This window comes from Kitasatospora sp. GAS1066B (assembly GCF_041262605.1).
In the GTDB taxonomy this organism is placed as follows: Bacteria; Actinomycetota; Actinomycetes; order Streptomycetales; family Streptomycetaceae; genus Kitasatospora.
In genome coordinates this window covers 71554-85652 of record NZ_JBGCCO010000033.1, presented here as the reverse complement: position 1 = coordinate 85652, position 14099 = coordinate 71554, and the positions used below count along the sequence as shown (strand labels likewise).

Annotated in this window: 19 protein-coding genes; 9 read left to right on the top strand and 10 right to left on the bottom strand. The window is 70.9% G+C overall.

Features of this window, described 5'->3' with window-relative positions; translation table 11 throughout:
• Nucleotides 1–444 precede the first annotated feature (444 nt).
• The 3 genes from ABH937_RS30590 to ABH937_RS30580 form a co-directional block, all read right to left on the bottom strand.
• Entirely contained in the window at nucleotides 445–1263 is an 819-nt protein-coding gene (locus tag ABH937_RS30590; RefSeq protein WP_280687298.1) for an SAM-dependent methyltransferase, read from the bottom strand.
• A gap of 152 nt (nucleotides 1264–1415) precedes the next feature.
• The gene (locus ABH937_RS30585) at nucleotides 1416–1643 is read right to left on the bottom strand and encodes a DUF397 domain-containing protein (RefSeq protein WP_280686797.1); all 228 of its coding nucleotides are present in this window, start codon (nucleotides 1641–1643) and stop codon (nucleotides 1416–1418) included.
• Between the two features lie 3 nt (nucleotides 1644–1646).
• Nucleotides 1647–2507: a DUF5753 domain-containing protein gene (locus ABH937_RS30580; protein WP_280686798.1), complete on the bottom strand. Its 861-nt coding sequence runs from the start codon at nucleotides 2505–2507 to the stop codon at nucleotides 1647–1649.
• A gap of 255 nt (nucleotides 2508–2762) precedes the next feature.
• On the opposite strand from ABH937_RS30580, the gene ABH937_RS30575 reads away from it, so the two are divergent.
• From ABH937_RS30575 to ABH937_RS30565, 3 genes are all read left to right on the top strand, one after another.
• Nucleotides 2763–3191: an ATP-binding protein gene (locus ABH937_RS30575; RefSeq protein ID WP_280686799.1), complete on the top strand. Its 429-nt coding sequence runs from the start codon at nucleotides 2763–2765 to the stop codon at nucleotides 3189–3191.
• A gap of 50 nt (nucleotides 3192–3241) precedes the next feature.
• Nucleotides 3242–3529 carry a hypothetical protein gene (locus ABH937_RS30570; RefSeq protein WP_280686800.1) on the top strand — a complete coding sequence of 96 codons (288 nt, stop codon included), beginning with the start codon at nucleotides 3242–3244 and terminating at the stop codon, nucleotides 3527–3529.
• A gap of 358 nt (nucleotides 3530–3887) precedes the next feature.
• Nucleotides 3888–4121: a hypothetical protein gene (locus ABH937_RS30565; RefSeq protein ID WP_370220123.1), complete on the top strand. Its 234-nt coding sequence runs from the start codon at nucleotides 3888–3890 to the stop codon at nucleotides 4119–4121.
• A gap of 145 nt (nucleotides 4122–4266) precedes the next feature.
• On the opposite strand, the gene ABH937_RS30560 is transcribed toward ABH937_RS30565, so the two are convergent.
• Nucleotides 4267–4935 (bottom strand): lytic transglycosylase domain-containing protein, encoded by a 669-nt coding sequence (locus ABH937_RS30560; RefSeq protein WP_370220122.1) that lies wholly within the window; start codon nucleotides 4933–4935, stop codon nucleotides 4267–4269.
• A gap of 443 nt (nucleotides 4936–5378) precedes the next feature.
• Here ABH937_RS30560 and ABH937_RS30555 point away from each other — a divergent pair, with 443 nt between their 5' ends.
• Nucleotides 5379–5639: a hypothetical protein gene (locus ABH937_RS30555; protein WP_280686803.1), complete on the top strand. Its 261-nt coding sequence runs from the start codon at nucleotides 5379–5381 to the stop codon at nucleotides 5637–5639.
• A 57-nt stretch (nucleotides 5640–5696) separates the two neighbouring features.
• On the opposite strand, the gene ABH937_RS30550 is transcribed toward ABH937_RS30555, so the two are convergent.
• Nucleotides 5697–6401, bottom strand: coding sequence for an SDR family oxidoreductase (locus ABH937_RS30550; RefSeq protein WP_370220121.1), 705 nt, complete (start codon nucleotides 6399–6401; stop codon nucleotides 5697–5699).
• A 198-nt stretch (nucleotides 6402–6599) separates the two neighbouring features.
• On the opposite strand from ABH937_RS30550, the gene ABH937_RS30545 reads away from it, so the two are divergent.
• From ABH937_RS30545 to ABH937_RS30535, 3 genes are all read left to right on the top strand, one after another.
• Entirely contained in the window at nucleotides 6600–7559 is a 960-nt protein-coding gene (locus ABH937_RS30545) for a zinc-binding dehydrogenase (protein ID WP_370220120.1), read from the top strand.
• Nucleotides 7559–8203 (top strand): uridine kinase, encoded by a 645-nt coding sequence (locus ABH937_RS30540; protein WP_370220119.1) that lies wholly within the window; start codon nucleotides 7559–7561, stop codon nucleotides 8201–8203. The genes ABH937_RS30545 and ABH937_RS30540 overlap by 1 nt, the downstream gene beginning before the upstream one ends.
• A gap of 112 nt (nucleotides 8204–8315) precedes the next feature.
• A complete protein-coding gene (locus ABH937_RS30535) occupies nucleotides 8316–8813 on the top strand; it encodes a hypothetical protein (RefSeq protein ID WP_280686807.1) in 498 nt (165 codons plus the stop codon).
• 120 nt (nucleotides 8814–8933) lie between these two features.
• Here ABH937_RS30535 and ABH937_RS30530 read toward each other — a convergent pair whose 3' ends face one another.
• The 3 genes from ABH937_RS30530 to ABH937_RS30520 form a co-directional block, all read right to left on the bottom strand.
• Nucleotides 8934–9434, bottom strand: a complete 501-nt coding sequence (locus tag ABH937_RS30530) for a hypothetical protein (protein ID WP_370220118.1) — start codon at nucleotides 9432–9434, stop codon at nucleotides 8934–8936.
• 173 nt (nucleotides 9435–9607) lie between these two features.
• A complete protein-coding gene (gene kynU / locus ABH937_RS30525) occupies nucleotides 9608–10855 on the bottom strand; it encodes a kynureninase (RefSeq protein ID WP_370220117.1) in 1248 nt (415 codons plus the stop codon).
• Nucleotides 10852–11703: a tryptophan 2,3-dioxygenase gene (locus tag ABH937_RS30520; RefSeq protein ID WP_370220116.1), complete on the bottom strand. Its 852-nt coding sequence runs from the start codon at nucleotides 11701–11703 to the stop codon at nucleotides 10852–10854. Before ABH937_RS30520 ends, kynU begins: the two co-directional genes overlap by 4 nt.
• Before the next feature lie 155 nt (nucleotides 11704–11858).
• Between ABH937_RS30520 and ABH937_RS30515 the strand changes: the two genes are divergently transcribed.
• Nucleotides 11859–12299, top strand: coding sequence for an Lrp/AsnC family transcriptional regulator (locus tag ABH937_RS30515; protein ID WP_280686811.1), 441 nt, complete (start codon nucleotides 11859–11861; stop codon nucleotides 12297–12299).
• Between the two features lie 13 nt (nucleotides 12300–12312).
• Here ABH937_RS30515 and ABH937_RS30510 read toward each other — a convergent pair whose 3' ends face one another.
• Together ABH937_RS30510 and ABH937_RS30505 are read right to left on the bottom strand one after the other, a co-directional pair.
• Complete coding sequence (locus tag ABH937_RS30510) at nucleotides 12313–12954, bottom strand: MarC family protein (protein WP_280686812.1); 642 nt, start codon at nucleotides 12952–12954, stop codon at nucleotides 12313–12315.
• Between the two features lie 52 nt (nucleotides 12955–13006).
• The gene (locus ABH937_RS30505; protein ID WP_280686813.1) at nucleotides 13007–13279 is read right to left on the bottom strand and encodes a barstar family protein; all 273 of its coding nucleotides are present in this window, start codon (nucleotides 13277–13279) and stop codon (nucleotides 13007–13009) included.
• A gap of 115 nt (nucleotides 13280–13394) precedes the next feature.
• On the opposite strand from ABH937_RS30505, the gene ABH937_RS30500 reads away from it, so the two are divergent.
• Complete coding sequence (locus tag ABH937_RS30500) at nucleotides 13395–13937, top strand: DoxX family protein (protein ID WP_280686814.1); 543 nt, start codon at nucleotides 13395–13397, stop codon at nucleotides 13935–13937.
• Nucleotides 13938–14099 lie beyond the last annotated feature (162 nt).

Below are 14099 nucleotides of genomic sequence, written 5' to 3'. Positions count from 1 at the left end.
CACCTACCGACGATCACGCCTCCGACCCGCACGAGCACCCCAGCCCCGACCCACACCAGCCCCGCGACCAGCGACTTCAGGATGAAAACTGCTCACTGGGGTCGGAGCAGGTCTCGGCCTCGCCACCGCGCGTGAGTACTGTCCCCGTGGTGATATGGCCGTTCAGGCCGTGATCCAAGGTCATGATCGTGACCCTACCGATCAGGTATGACAGGAGCAGCGCGCGCGAGCACGCTGTCGCCGCCGAGCGCGCGCAACGGCCTCAAGCTCGTCGTGAGGGCACTGTGCTCATCGTGGACGGAACCTCGTCCCCACCCGCTGGCGTTCGGCGCCTGAAGCAGTGGTGGGGCCCGGCCGCCAGATACGACAAGAGCGCCGTGTCTACCGAGCAGCCGCCACCCTCGCCCCACTCCTCCTGTGGGCCTGATCCTTTGACGACACTGCCTAGGGCTTGCGGCCCACCGCGGCCCAGATCCCGGTGAAGGCGTCATCCTCCTGCTCCGGCCGCTCGGGCCGCCAGAGCGGGGCGGTGACGATCCCCGGCTCGACCAGCTCCAAGCCGTCGAAGAACCGTGAGACCTGCTCCCTGCTGCGCAGCGTGAGCCGCTCGGTGGCAGCGCAGTAGACGGCAGGGCCGCGGCCGGCCTGCGCAGGGCTGATGAAGTCGGCCGTACCGTGCGAGAGCGCCAGGTAGCTGCCCGAGGGCAGCGCGTCGACCAGGGTGCGCACGATGCCGTACGGGTCGGACTCGTCGTCCACGAAGTGCAGGATCGCGAAGAGCAACAGCGCCACCGGCTGCCCGAGGTCCAGCAGTTCGTGGACCCGCGGCTCGGCCAGGATCCCCGCCGGGTCCCGCAGATCGGCCTGCACCACGGTCGCGCTGCCGTGGCTGGCCCCGGCCAGCAGCGCGCGGCTGTGCACCAGCACGATCGGGTCGTTGTCCAGGTACGCCACCCGGGCGTCGGGATGGACCTGCTGGGCGATCTCGTGGGTGTTGCCGGCGGTCGGGATCCCGGTGCCGATGTCCAGGAACTGCTTGACACCCTGCTCTGCCAGGTACCGCACGGCCCGCTGCAGGTACGCCCGGTTCGCCTGTGCGCTGAGCCGCACCCGCGGGCTGATCGCCATGACCTTCTCGGCGGCGGCCCGGTCGGCGGGGAAATTGTCCTTGCCACCCAGGTAGTAGTCGTACATCCGAGCCGGGTGGGGCACGTCTGGCCGCAGGTCGGTGGGCTCCTGGCCGTCCTCCTCGGAGGCGGACATCCAGTCCAGGGCGATCTCCTGATCATCAGTCACGCGGCGAAGCATATAGTCCGGTCAACGGCCTGGGGAGGGGCGGCGACCGTGCAGGTGGGAGACGCAGCGGCCCCACCAGGGTTCTCCCTGGTGGGGCCGCTGAGCTGAGTGACTGTGGGTCAGAAGGCGATGGGCAGTGCTGCCGTCTGCACGCCGGTGACGAAGGCCTGCCAGGCCTCGGCTCGGAAGACCAGCGCGGGACCGTGCGGGTCCTTGGAGTCCCGGACGGCCATGCCGCCGGTGACCACGCGCCCGGTTTCCACGCAATCGCTCTGGGCGCCTGAGTAGGAGGATTTGTACCAGGCAAGCCGGGCTGCAGCTGAGGACGGGGGGAGGTTGCTCGTCATGATCTAGACCATTCCTTTTGCGATGCGCTCGATCAGCGCGATTGACTCGGTGCGTGGCAGCGATTCGGCAAGAGCACGGCGGAACAGGTTGGAGTACTTGAACACCTCGTCCGGCTCTTCGATGTAGAGCGTGCTGAGCAGGCTGTCCACATAGGCCACGTCCGTCTCCGTCGTCTCCGGGAAGCTCAGGATGACAACCGGCCCGAACAGAGCGGCGTGCACGTCCGAGGCTTCTGGCAAGACCTGGATATTGATGTTCGGGTTGTCGGAGGCCGAAGTAAGGAAATCGAGCTGACCGCGCATCACCGACGGGCCGCCGATCTGATGCTTGAGCACGGACTCCGAGAGAACCACCCACAGGCGCAGAGGTGCGTTCCGCGTCAGCACCGAGCGGCGTTCCTGGCGGACTTTGGTAAGGGTCTCAACCTGCTGGGGCGTCGCATCCTCTATCTGGGCACGGACCACGGCCCGCGTGTAGTCCTCGGTCTGCAAGAGCCCGGGCACGAGAAGGGTCTGGATGCTGTACGCGTCCGAAGCGTCAGCTTCCAGCGCGATGTAGTCGGCATAAAGCGGAGAGAGCGTCTCGGAGTACCGGTCCCACCAGCCGCGCAGCCGCCCCTCGCGGGACAGTGCCTCCAGTCCTGCTCGCGTGCCTGAGTCATGAACGTCATAAAGATCGAGGAGCAGGCGCAGGTCGACAAGTCGGACCCCTGACTGTGCCGCCTCGATCCGGCTGATCTTGCTCTCGGCGCAGGCAAGCTGCTGCGCTGCCTGGGCAAGAGTCATCCGCTTGGCCGTCCGTAGCTCCTTGAGCGTTCGCGCGAGCCGCCGCTGACGGACAGTCGGATTCCTGTTCACCGGCACGTTGGACCTCCCCTCGGGTGTGGCTCGTAAGTCTGCCCTCCTCCGAGCGGGACAACAATCTTTAACGGCTTCCAAAGTGGGGACTTGCACCATAGGAACATCCAGGAGGATGCTACGGGGAGTGGAGAACTCCACGACAGACCGTGATCATGACGGTTCGTCACCGGGCATCCCTGTGCCCGCGCCGGCCGTCACCCCAGGGCGCGTCATCCCGCGCCGCTTCCTCAACCAGCCGCGCCGCAAGGGAGCTTCGCCATGCCCGAACCGCTCACCACCCCGCCCGCCCCCAGCGGGCGCGATCACTGCTGGCTGCCGCGCAGCCCCCGTTCCCCGGCCCTGGCGCGGCACCTGCTGCGCGAGTTCCTGTCGCGTGTCCCGAGCGGCGAACGCTTCGTGGAGGATGGGGTGTTGGTGCTCACCGAATTGGTCGGCAATGCCTTCCGTCACGGCACCCCGCGCGGCAACCTGATCAAGATGGGCCTCGAAACCGACGGCGAGCTGCTCTGGCTCTGGGTCGAGGACGTGTCCCGCAAAGCGCCGCAGCTGCGCGTCACGGCCGACGGCGAAGCCGGACGCGGCCTGCTCCTGGTCGACAAGCTCTCCCACAAGTGGGGCTGGGGCCCGCGCGGCGGGCACGGCAAGCGCGTCTGGGCAGTCATCGAGCCCGGACCGGCGGTGGCGTAGTGGGCCCGGATCCCGTGGTGGAAGGCAGTCTTGAGACTGAAGAGCAGTGCATGGCACGCGAGCTGCGCGAGTGGGCGGAAGCCGCCCTCGACCAGCTCGACGACGCCTTCAAGGTGGCCGAACTGCCGCCCCTGCTGGGCGTCCGGATCACCACCCTGATGCGCGAGGGCGTTCATGTCGAGCTGGGCGGCTGCAACATCCGCACTGTTCAAGCGCTTACGGCCTTCGTCCTGGCGCACGCGCGGTGCCTGGGCCGGGTCCAGCGAGGTGAGATCGTGCCCACTGGGCTGGCCCAGCTGCCCCGTGTGCGCGGTGAGATGAGACCCGGCGATGAGTAGCCGCGCGTCGGCCGGGCCGATCCCGTTGCCGCCCCGGCACCAGTGGCGACTCGGACGGTGCGCCTGCTGCGATCGGCACACCTTGGTCGCCCCTGGGCCGCAAATCACCGTTGACGACGCCAAGTTGATCACCCTGCCGTACTGCGTCGACGGCTTCGAGCGAGCATCACGCTACGTCCACCGGATGAGGATGCGCGCGATGCTCCGCCAGGACCAGGGGGCCCCGTGAACCCCCACTCGCGCACGGCGTTCCTGGCCCGCACGGCCCGCACGGCCCGCACGGCCCGCGCGTCGGCCATCGACATCCCAGCTGAACGGAGCACCTGAAGTGCCCAGTGAGCCCCCCACCCTTGCCGCCATGATCGAGCTGCCCAGCACCGAGCCGAGTGACGGGCCCCGCGGCAGCCTCGACCGCCCGTTCGACCGACTCGAAGCGCTCGCCGGCCTTGCCGCGCTCGGTCGGCAGCTCGACCATCAGGCGACTCGTCCAGGGGGCGCCACGGTCGCCGAGTTGGACACCACGCTCACCGTGATGCGCGCCGTTCACGGCCGGATCGTGGCCGAGCTGGGCGCGGCGCTGAAGATCAGCTGACCGAGGGCGCTCACCGTTCGCCAGGACCTGCGCACCCGCGCGCCGGCCGCCGCGTCACCGGAGGGGTCCTTCGAGTCGCGGACGGGCAGGGTGTCGGAGAACCCGCCCGCGACCTCATGGAAGGCGCGATAGCTTGAAGATCAAGCTAGTACGCGTGGTGGACCTGCCAGAACGACCAGGCGTCACACGGACTGCCGTAGGTGGTGTTCATGTAGCCCAGGCCCCACTTGATCTGGGTCGCAGGGTTGGTCTGCCAGTCCGAGCCGACCGAGGCCATCTTGGAACCGGGCAGTGCCTGCACCAGGCCGTACGCGCCGGAGGAGGGGTTGCGGGCGGTGACGTCCCAGCCGCTCTCGCGCGTGACGATGTTGCTGAAGCACTGGAACTGGGTGCTGTCCATCATCCCGGCCGCGATCGACTGCGGCGAGCCCCCGGTGGACGAGCCGACGGGCGGCGCGGAGTTCGTGGTGGCGAGCTGCGACGTGGCCGCGGCGCGGGCGGCAGCCTGCTGAGCGGCGGCGGCAGCGTCGGCCTTGGCCTTCGCGTCGGCGGCGGCCTTCTGCGCCGCGGCGGCGTCGGCGGCCGCCTTGTCGGCGTCGGCCTTGGCCTTCGCGTCGGCGGCGGCCTTCAGCCGGGCGGTCTCCTGCGCGGCCTTCTGCGTGGCGAGGTCGGCCGCCTGCTGCTGAGCCGAGGACTGGACGGCGAAGTTGTCGCTGATGGTCTGCGCCTGGGTGGCCGACGGCACGTCCGCGAGCAGGGTGGACCCCGCGACGTCGACCGACTGAGCGGGCGCGGCCTCGCTGCTCGACGACACACCCACGACGGCACCGACTGCGGTGACTGCGGTGGCGGAGGCCACAGCAACTCCCCGGACCGAGATCCGAGTCACATGGTTTCCTTCCAGCGTCGACCCCGCGTGACCGTGAGGACGCAACATGCCCTGGTCACTGGCCTCCACCTGGTACTGGTCACGGGAGACACTGGCCCGGCGCCCGAGTGCCGGACGAGCCGGTGCGGGCAAGGAATTCGGGCGGCGTACGGACCATCGGTATTCAGTTGACGCCCAACACACGGGCCGTACGCGGGGCCTGACAGAAGTTTCACCATGCCGCAACCGGGCAAGGGTACGCAATTCCCGGCTGCGTGGCGAAGCTCACACCAGCCCCGAAGTGAAGATCGGTCGCACGGCCGCGAGCGGGACCATCGCGACCCTCTGCCAGGGGTGTAACGGCGCAGGTACCAAGGAACACTGACCGCATGAGCGATGACGAGCAGGAGCCATCAAGCCCGGGATTCGTCCAGTTCCGCATGCAGTGCCCCAACTGCAGCCAAGGGGTTCGCACGCGGGCCCGGATGGGGATCAGGTCCTCCGTCCGCCACGAGGGAGAGAACATCGTCGCGGTCGGCACGAGCTTCGTACCGGAGACGTGCGCCGACTGCGACGGCGACGGCTGGCTGCCGCTCGGGTCGGGGGAGTGGAAGCGGCGGCCCAAGTCGGCACCCGACACTGCCTCCTGATCAGCCCGGCCCTGCTCGAAACAGCTGGACTCCTGTGGTTTCCGGGCGGGGGAACGGTCAGCGCTCCTGCCCGATCGGCCGGACGATCACCGTGTTGACGTCCACCCCCTGCGGCTGCCCGAGCGCCCACACGATCGAGGACGCGACCTGGTCCTCCGTCAGCAGCGAGGTGGCCGGCGTCCCGCCTTCGCGCTGGTCCCAGAACGCCGTCTCCACCCGTCCGGGGGCGATCAGGGTGACGCCCACGCCCGAGTCGGTCACCATCAGCCGGGTGTTCTCGGCCAGGCCGCGCACCGCCCACTTGGTGACGCCGTAGAGGTTGCCGGGCGAGTTGATGAAGCCGGCGACGCTGCCGACCAGCACGATCCGCCCGCGCGACCGCGTCAGTTCGGGCAGCGCGGCCTGGACCAGCAGGGCCGGCCCGAGCACGTTGGTGAGCACCATCTCGCGCCAGCCGGCCGGGTCGCCGTCGGCCAGCGTGTCGTGGGTGGAGAAACCGGCGTTGGCCACGGCATGGTCCAGCCGGCCGAACCGTTCGACGGTGGCCGCCACTGCCGCGCGCACGGCGGCGGGGTCGGCGGCGTCACCGGTGATCGTCAGCAGCGCCGCCGGTTGCCCGACCTCCTCGGCGAACCGGCGCAGCCGCTCCTCACCGCGTGCCGTCACCGCCACCCGGTGCCCCAGCTTGAGCAACTGCCGGGCCGCCGCGGCGCCGATGCCGCTGCTGCCGCCGGTGATCAGGGTGACTGGAGAGTCCGTCATCTTCATCAGCTCCTGCGTGTGCGTGTACGTGTGCGTGTGCTTGTGAAAGCCCGTCAGGAGTTCGAGTCCACCACTTGAAGTGCACTCCATGTCAACCGCCGCGCCGCCGACCGGCCCGCGCCATGCGTGCCTTGACCTCAAGCGGGCTTGATGAGCGAGGATGCTGACGAGAGCTCGAGTCGATCAAGGAGCGTCAGCATGCGCGCAGTCTGGTTGAAGCGGTTCGGTGACCCCTCCGTCCTCGTCCCCGGCGAGGCACCCGACCCTGTCCCCGGCCCGGGCCAGGTGCTGATCGACGTCGCGTACGCCAACATCACCTTCGTGGAGACCCAGTTCCGGGCCACCGGCGCGGGCCCGCTCCGCGCCACGCCGCCGCTGATCCCCGGCAACGGCGTCGGTGGCACGGTCGGCGCGCTCGGGGACGGTGTCGACCCGGCGCTGCTCGGTCGGCAGGTGGTGACCGGAACCGGGGGCTCCGGTGGCTATGCCGAGCAGGCCGCCGTCCCCGCCGAGGGGCTCTTCGCCGTCCCCGACGGCCTGGCGCTGGACGTGGCGGTCGCGTTGCTGGCCGACGGGCGCACGGCCGTGATGCAGCTGCGGGCCGCCGAGGTGGGCCCCGGGGACCGGGTGCTGGTCGAGGCGGCCGGGGGTGGGGTCGGCAGCCTGCTGGTCCAGCTCGCCAAGGCGGCCGGCGCCACGGTGGTCGCGGCGGCCGGTGGTGCCCGCAAGCTGGAGCTGGCCCGCGAGTTGGGCGCGGATCATGCCTTCGACTACCGCGAGTCCGACTGGGTCGAGCGGATCGAGCGGGAGGTGGGCGGCGTGGACATGGTCTTCGACGGCGTGGGTGGCGCGATCGGGCGGGCCGCCTTCGGGTTGCTGCGGCCGGGCGGCCGGATGGACAGCTTCGGCCTGGCCGGCGGCGAGTGGTCGGCGATCCCCGAGGAGAGGGCCGCCGCCCGTGGGGTGCGCCTGGTCGGCGCCGACCGCAGCCCCGAGCAGCTGCGCGCCTGCACCGAGTACGCCTTCGCCGAGGCCGCCGCCGGCCGGCTGCGCCCGGTGATCGGCCAGCGCTTCCCGCTGGAGCGGGCCGCCGAGGCGCACGCGGCGATCGAGTCCCGGGCCACCCTGGGCAAGACCCTGCTGGAGACGGGCCGCTGATGGCCGGCACCCGACTGCACCCGATCAGCCGGGCCCGGCTGACCACTGAACTCGCTGACCGGATCGAAGGGTTGAGCCCGGCGGACGGCGGCGTCTGGCCCCGGATCGCGGTGGACGGCGCGCCGGCGACCAGTCCCGGGCAGCTGGCCGACGCCCTCGCCGAGGAGCTGATGCTGCGCGGTCGGCCGGTGCTGCGGGTGCGGTCGCGCTCGTTCCTGCGCCCCGCCTCGCTGCGGCTGGAGTACGGGCATCAGGACGCCGACGCCTACCTCGATCTCTGGCTGGACGACAACGCGCTCTTCCGCGAGGTCTTCACCCCGCTGGACCCGGGCGGCACCGGCCGGGTGCTGCCCGATCTGCGCGACCCGGAGACCGACCGCGCCACGCGCAGCCCGTATGTCGAACTCGCGCCCGGCACAGCATTGCTGATGGACGGTCAGTTCCTGCTCGGACGCTGGTTCCCGTTCGACCTGGTGGTGCACCTGCGGATGTCCGAGGCGGCGCTGCGGCGACGCACCCCGCAGGAGGAGCAGTGGACGCTACCGGCCTTCGTCCGCTACGAGGAGGAGGTGCGCCCGGAGGAGGCGGCCGAAGTCCTGGTCCGGTCCGATGATCCGGCCCACCTGGCGTGGAACCAGGGCTGACCGGGGGCGAGTTGGTGGGACGGCTGCGAACCATCACTCCTGTGGGTGATGGTCGTGGCCGAACTGTCATGCCACGCTGGATGCCTGAGCCACACCGCTGAAGGGACGTCACATGTTTCTCGGCAAAACCATGTCCGGCCTCGGCCTCACCCTGCTGACCGTGACCCTCACCGCGTTCGCGACGATCATGCCGGCCGCCGCCGCGAGCGGCCCGGCCGCCCGGCCCATGCCCCGCGCAGCCGGCGCGGTCCTGACCGGCGCCAGCGTCAGCTTCCACTCCGACCACGACCAGAAGGACCGTGACACGCTGGTCACCGTCACGGTTCGCGACATCAACGGCACCACCGACGCCCGGATCTCCAGCACCTTCGGCCAGTTCGACCAGTACAGCGACGTCGGTCCGTTCCAGCTCACCGTGCTCAACCACGGCTCGTGGGAGTCGCTCAAGGGCTCCGCCACCACCCTGCGGATCGACCCGCACGGCAACAACCACTGGGAGCCGAGCCTCTACGTCGACCTGGTCTTCAGCGACGGCTCCCACCTCTCCTCCGACTGCCCGTTCCTCGACCTCGACCAGGAGTCGCGCCAGGTGTCCTGCGGCATCTCCTGAGCCATGAGCCATGAGCCCTGACTGACGATTCGTCAGATCTGCCACTCGATGGGAACTCGGCCGGGCGCGTCACCAGGGGAGCGGCCGGCCGGGGCCGGTGGCAGCGAAGCTGACGGTTCGTCAGGCGTGCGTGGTCGAGCCGGGACGCAGCACCATCAGCACCGTCACCACGGCCCAGAGCAGCGCGAACAGCCCGGTGCTCATGGTCAGCAGCTTCAGGCCGCCGAACGCGCGGACCGGATCGGCGTCCGCCTCGCCCGCGAGCGCGCTGACCACCGCCTCCTGCCGGGGCAGCACCAGGACCATCAGCACCAGGGCGGCGATCGCCGTGAGCACCAGCGAGGTGATCAGCCAGGGGCTGCCCATGACCCCCATCACCTGCGCCGTGCCGATCCCGAGCACCGGCACCGCGAGCCCGATCACCGCGTAGACCTGGGTGATCCGGTACAGCAGCCGTACCGACGCCGCCGCCTCCGGATCGGCCGCGGCGGCGGTCCCGCCGTCCTCGGCCACCGCCAGGGCGGCCTTCGCCTTGCGTGGGAACATGCTCGCCGCCACCGTCACCGGACCGATCGCGATGATCGCGGCCAGGACGTGCAGGCTCAACAGAAACTTGGCCATGGTGATCGACAGCCTTCGTGCTTTTTCCCGAGCGGCGGGCGGAGCCCGGGGGCCACGAGTCGCGGCGGCCCCGCCCGGCACGCTAACACCCGCCCGCTCGGCCTCGGACGGGCGGTCCACTTGAACGCTGTGCCGACCCGACCAGTCCGCACGCACCGGTCGGGCCGCTCGGCTCAGGTCACCGCACCGCGCACGCTGAACCGCTCGGCTCGCCACTCGCCGCTCGCCAGCACCTCGCGCAGCGCCTGCGCCGCGTCCCAGACCTCGGTGTAGGAGAGGTACAGCGGGGTGAAGCCGAACCGCATCAGGTCCGGCGCCCGGAAGTCGCCGATCACCCCGCGCTCGATCAGTGCCTGGACCACCGGGAACGCCTCGGGGTGCCGGACCGCCACCTGGCTGCCGCGCAGCTCCGGCTGACCCGGCGTCACCACCTCCAGCCCGTCGGCCCGGCACTGCTCGATGAAGAGCCCGGTCAGCGCCAGGCTCTTGGCCCGCACCAGCTCCAGGTCGACCCTGTCCCAGATCTCCAGGGTGGCCCGCAGCCCGGCCAGCGCGAGCAGCGACGGGAAACTGGTGAGGAACCGCCCGATCCCCTGGGTGGGCCGGTAGCCGCTCTCGAAGGCGAACGGCGCCGCGTGCGAGAACCAGCCGGTCAGCGGCTGCTCGACGGTGTCGTGGTGGCGCGCCGCCGCGTACAGGAAGCCCGGCGCGCACGGCCCGGCGTTCAGGTACTTGTAGGTGCAGCCGACCGCGAAGTCCACCTCGCAGGCCGTCAGGTCGATCGGCAGCGCGCCCGCCGAGTGGCACAGGTCCCAGATCATCAGCGCGCCGGCCCGGTGCACCTTGGCGGTGATCGCGGCCATGTCCAGCAGTCGCCCGGTGCGGTAGTCCACCTGGGAGAGCACCACGACGGCGACGTCGTCGTCCAGGTGCGCGTCCAGGTCGTCCACCGAGGGCAGCAGCACGCTGCGGCCGCCCTCGAAGAGCCCGGTGACCCCCTCGGCGATGTACAGGTCGGTCGGGAACGAGTCCCGCTCGCCGAGCACGGTGCGCCGCCCGGGGCGTAGCCGCAGTGCGGCCGTCAGCAGCTTGAACAGGTTGACCGAGACGCTGTCGCAGACCACCACCTCGCCCGCGCCGGCGCCGACCAGCGGTGCGATCCGGTCGCCGAGCCGGTAGGGCAGGTCGATCCAGCTGTGCTTGTTCCAGCTGGTGATCAGGTCCTTGCCCCACTCCTCCTCGACGGTCCGCCGGACCACCTCGGGAGTGCGTACGGGCAGCACGCCGAGCGAATTTCCGTCCAGGTAGGTCCCGTTGGCCGGGAGCGTGTACTCGGCGCGGAAGGCCGCCAGCGGGTCGGCCGCGTCCAGCGCCAGGCACTGCTCGCGCGAGCTCGGGATCGTCGCCAGGTCAACGCTCACAACTCACCTCGTACGGTCCACAGTTCCGGGAAGACATCCTGATCGGCCGCGGCCTTGAGCCAACTCAGGCCGCTGGAACCGCCGCTGCCGGGCTTGGCGCCCATCGAGCGCTTCACCGAGGCGTAGTGGCGCTGCCGCCACCGGGTGACCCGCTCGGCGGTGTCGAGCAGGGCCTCCGCCAGCACCACGAGTTCGGCGTGCGCGGGGTCGGTGTAGACGGTGCGCCAGGCGGCCTCCAGCTGCGGGCTCGCGGTGTACCGCTCGGGGCCCACGTTCGGCGCGACGGCGAAGCCGCGGCGGGCCAGCAGCGCCACCACGTCGTCGTACAGTCCGGGTCGGGCCAGCGCGTCGGACAGCTCCCGGTGCGTCTCGGGTGCGCCCTGGTACATGGCCAGCAGCCGGTCGGACTTGTTGCCGAGCAGGAACTCCAGCCGCAGGTAGGCGGAGGACTGGAAGCCCGAGGCCTCGCCGAGCAGCGGGCGGAAGGCGCTGAACTCGACCGGGGTGAGCGTGGCCAGCAGGTCCCAGGAGCTGTTCAGCACGTCCTGCGCGTTGGCCCCGCGGCGCAGCGCGGCCAGCGCGCCCGGCAGGTCGTCGGCCCGCAGCGCGCGCTGGGCCAGCTCCCACTCGTGCCGCAGCAGGTCGAAGAGCAGCTCCATGACCTGGGTGGTGACGATGAACGACAGCTCGGCGTCCACGGTGCTGCGCGGCTGCTGCAGGGTGTGCAGCACGTCCAGCCGGGCGTATCGCTCGTACGGTGTCGCGCCGCTGGTCAGCGGGTCGGCGATGGCGTCCTCGCGGACGGGGTCGAACGCCAGGTTCGGCGTCTGGACGGTGGACCGGGACATGATCGTGCTCCCCCTCGATGGCAGGTGGGGACTATTGTGCGGCGGGCCACCGCGGCTCTTGAATGGGCGACGGAGACCCGATCGGTGAGTCGGCCTTGCGTTCGCAAGGTCTTTTCTCCGTCGGCCTGCCGCTCGGAAAGGAACCCGGAAACATCATGGCCCTGGATGCCCTGGACCGCCGCCTGCTCGCCGAGCTGCAGGCCGACGCGCGGCTCTCCTACAACGAATTGTCCCGCCGGGTGAGCCTCTCCGCCCCGGCCGTCGCCGAGCGGGTACGCCGACTGGAGGCGGAGGGCGTGATCGACGGCTACCACGCGCACGTCGACCTGGCCCGGGCCGGACTGCCGATCACCGCGCTGGTGCAGGTGCAGTGCTACGGCCCGCGCTGTCTGCTGCGCGATCCCTCGGTCGCCGCCTGGCCCGAGGTGCTCCAGCTGCACCGGGTGACCGGCGGGGCCTGCTGCGTGCTGCTGGTGGCGGTGGCGGAGATGGCGAGCTTCGAGGAACTGGTCGACCGGCTGGCGGCCTACGGGCAGCCGAGCAGCTCGATGATCCTCTCCAGCCCGGTGCCCTGGCGCCCGGTCACCGCGCCCTGAGCCACCTGAGCCATCAGTGCCCGCCGGAGGTGGGCAGGTGCACCCCCAGCCCCTGCAGCCCGTTCAGGAACAGCTCCACGCCGACCGCCGCGAGCAGCAGCCCGAGCAGTCGGGAGAGCACCTCCAGCGAGGTCCGGTGGGTGAGCCGCAGCAGCGGGGCCAGCGCCAGCACGCAGACGGTGTTGATCGCCACCACCGCCAGGTAGGCGCCCGCCACGGTGAACCGCCAGCCCCAGTCCTCCTTGGTCAGCGACTCCACCAGCACCGCCGTCATCGCCAGCGGGCTCGCCACGTACGGCAGCAGCAGCTCGCGCACCCCGTCGGCCATCGGGTTGTTCAGCGTCTCGTCGTCATCATCGCTCGCACCGCCCAGGTGCAGGCCGAGGACCAGCCCGACCGCGTAGAGGAAGAAGATCACCCCACCGGCCAGCTGCAGCGACTCGTCGCTGATGTGGAAGAAGTTGGTGAGCGCGTCCGCGCAGAACGCCATCAGCACCCCGACCAGCGCCGCCAGCAGGGAGCTGAGCACCACCAGCTTGCGCATCTCCGACACGCTGCGGGTGCGGGTCAGCTCGGCGTAGGCCAGCAGCACCTTGGGCGGGCCGACCACGGCGAAGAAGGTGACGAACGTGCTGCTCAGATCCAGGGTCGACATTCCCCCAGGATGCTCGAGACCCGCCGCGCCGCACCGGCGCCGCACCGGCGGGTCAGCGCAGCCGGACCGTGACGCCCGTCTCACCGAGCAGCTCGACCACCGCCCACGCGTACCCGGGCGGCAGCTGCGGCGAGTGCTCGGCCGTCGCCCAGTCGTGCCAGACCAGGGTGAACGGCGGCACCGGGCCGAAGCCGCCGCGCAGGCAGTCGGCGAGAGCGTCCAGGTTGCTCCCGTAGTAGCCGTCCGGACCGTTCAGTGCCGTGCCGAGCGCCGTGTACAGCCCGGACCGGTCGGTGGCGGTGGCGCCGTCCAGGTGGAACTCCATCGCTGACTCCCTCGGGTGCTCTGCTCCAGCGTCCCCCGGATGGCCTGCCCCGGTCGAGGAGCCGTGCCGGGTCGGCTGGGATGGAAGGCGGGGGCTGAGAGATGAGGACACCACCATGGGCTGCGTCAACCGCACGGACCTCGGGCTGCTCGCCCTGCGCACCGCCGTGGGCGGTGTGCTCTTCGCACACGGTACCCAGAAGTTGTTCGGCTGGTTCGGCGGCGGAGGCCTGGAGGGCACCGCGGCCGGCATGGAGGCGATGGGGTTCAAGCCGGGCGGGCAGAGCGCGCTGGCGGCCGGCCTCGGTGAGGCGGGCGGCGGCGCGCTGCTGTTCGCCGGGCTGGCCACGCCGGTGGCCGGGCCGATCGTGGCCGGCACCATGCTCGGCGCCAGCGTGGTGCACTTCCCGCACGGCTTCTTCGCCGTCAAGGGCGGCTACGAGTACCCGGCGCTGCTCGGCGTCTGCGGCCTGGCACTCGGCCTCGCGGGCCCGGGCCGGCTCTCCCTGGACCACCTCACCGGCCACCGGCTGAACCGGCCGTGGCTGGGCGCGGTCGCCTTCGCCGCGGCCGCGGCGGGCGCCTTCCAGGTGGTCTGCAAGCGCGAGCGCGGCATCCGCGAGTCGGCGGCGCGGGCGATGGAGGGCGAGCCCGAATAGCGGTGCGAGCACCGCAGATGACCAGCAAGTGAATTCGGGCCCCTGCCCGCTTGGCGTCTACAGATCTGTAGTACGTTCTCGCGGGGAGGGGCTTGAGGCGCTCTACGCACGCCTCGGTACGCTGTCGCCCTCCGACGATTCCGTACCAGTGCTGAAGGTGTG

What these genes read in the sequence shown, in the direction of transcription:
- ABH937_RS30590 (WP_280687298.1), bottom strand. Translation starts at nt 1,263, where the DNA reads ATGTCCGCCTCCGAGGAGGACGGCCAGGAGCCCACCGACCTGCGGCCA.
- ABH937_RS30585 (WP_280686797.1), bottom strand. Translation starts at nt 1,643, where the DNA reads ATGACGAGCAACCTCCCCCCGTCCTCAGCTGCAGCCCGGCTTGCCTGG.
- ABH937_RS30575 (WP_280686799.1), top strand. Translation starts at nt 2,763, where the DNA reads ATGCCCGAACCGCTCACCACCCCGCCCGCCCCCAGCGGGCGCGATCAC.
- ABH937_RS30570 (WP_280686800.1), top strand. Translation starts at nt 3,242, where the DNA reads ATGGCACGCGAGCTGCGCGAGTGGGCGGAAGCCGCCCTCGACCAGCTC.
- ABH937_RS30565 (WP_370220123.1), top strand. Translation starts at nt 3,888, where the DNA reads ATGATCGAGCTGCCCAGCACCGAGCCGAGTGACGGGCCCCGCGGCAGC.
- ABH937_RS30555 (WP_280686803.1), top strand. Translation starts at nt 5,379, where the DNA reads ATGAGCGATGACGAGCAGGAGCCATCAAGCCCGGGATTCGTCCAGTTC.
- ABH937_RS30550 (WP_370220121.1), bottom strand. Translation starts at nt 6,401, where the DNA reads ATGACGGACTCTCCAGTCACCCTGATCACCGGCGGCAGCAGCGGCATC.
- ABH937_RS30545 (WP_370220120.1), top strand. Translation starts at nt 6,600, where the DNA reads ATGCGCGCAGTCTGGTTGAAGCGGTTCGGTGACCCCTCCGTCCTCGTC.
- ABH937_RS30540 (WP_370220119.1), top strand. Translation starts at nt 7,559, where the DNA reads ATGGCCGGCACCCGACTGCACCCGATCAGCCGGGCCCGGCTGACCACT.
- ABH937_RS30535 (WP_280686807.1), top strand. Translation starts at nt 8,316, where the DNA reads ATGTTTCTCGGCAAAACCATGTCCGGCCTCGGCCTCACCCTGCTGACC.
- ABH937_RS30530 (WP_370220118.1), bottom strand. Translation starts at nt 9,434, where the DNA reads ATGGCCAAGTTTCTGTTGAGCCTGCACGTCCTGGCCGCGATCATCGCG.
- ABH937_RS30520 (WP_370220116.1), bottom strand. Translation starts at nt 11,703, where the DNA reads ATGTCCCGGTCCACCGTCCAGACGCCGAACCTGGCGTTCGACCCCGTC.
- ABH937_RS30515 (WP_280686811.1), top strand. Translation starts at nt 11,859, where the DNA reads ATGGCCCTGGATGCCCTGGACCGCCGCCTGCTCGCCGAGCTGCAGGCC.
- ABH937_RS30510 (WP_280686812.1), bottom strand. Translation starts at nt 12,954, where the DNA reads ATGTCGACCCTGGATCTGAGCAGCACGTTCGTCACCTTCTTCGCCGTG.
- ABH937_RS30505 (WP_280686813.1), bottom strand. Translation starts at nt 13,279, where the DNA reads ATGGAGTTCCACCTGGACGGCGCCACCGCCACCGACCGGTCCGGGCTG.
- ABH937_RS30500 (WP_280686814.1), top strand. Translation starts at nt 13,395, where the DNA reads ATGGGCTGCGTCAACCGCACGGACCTCGGGCTGCTCGCCCTGCGCACC.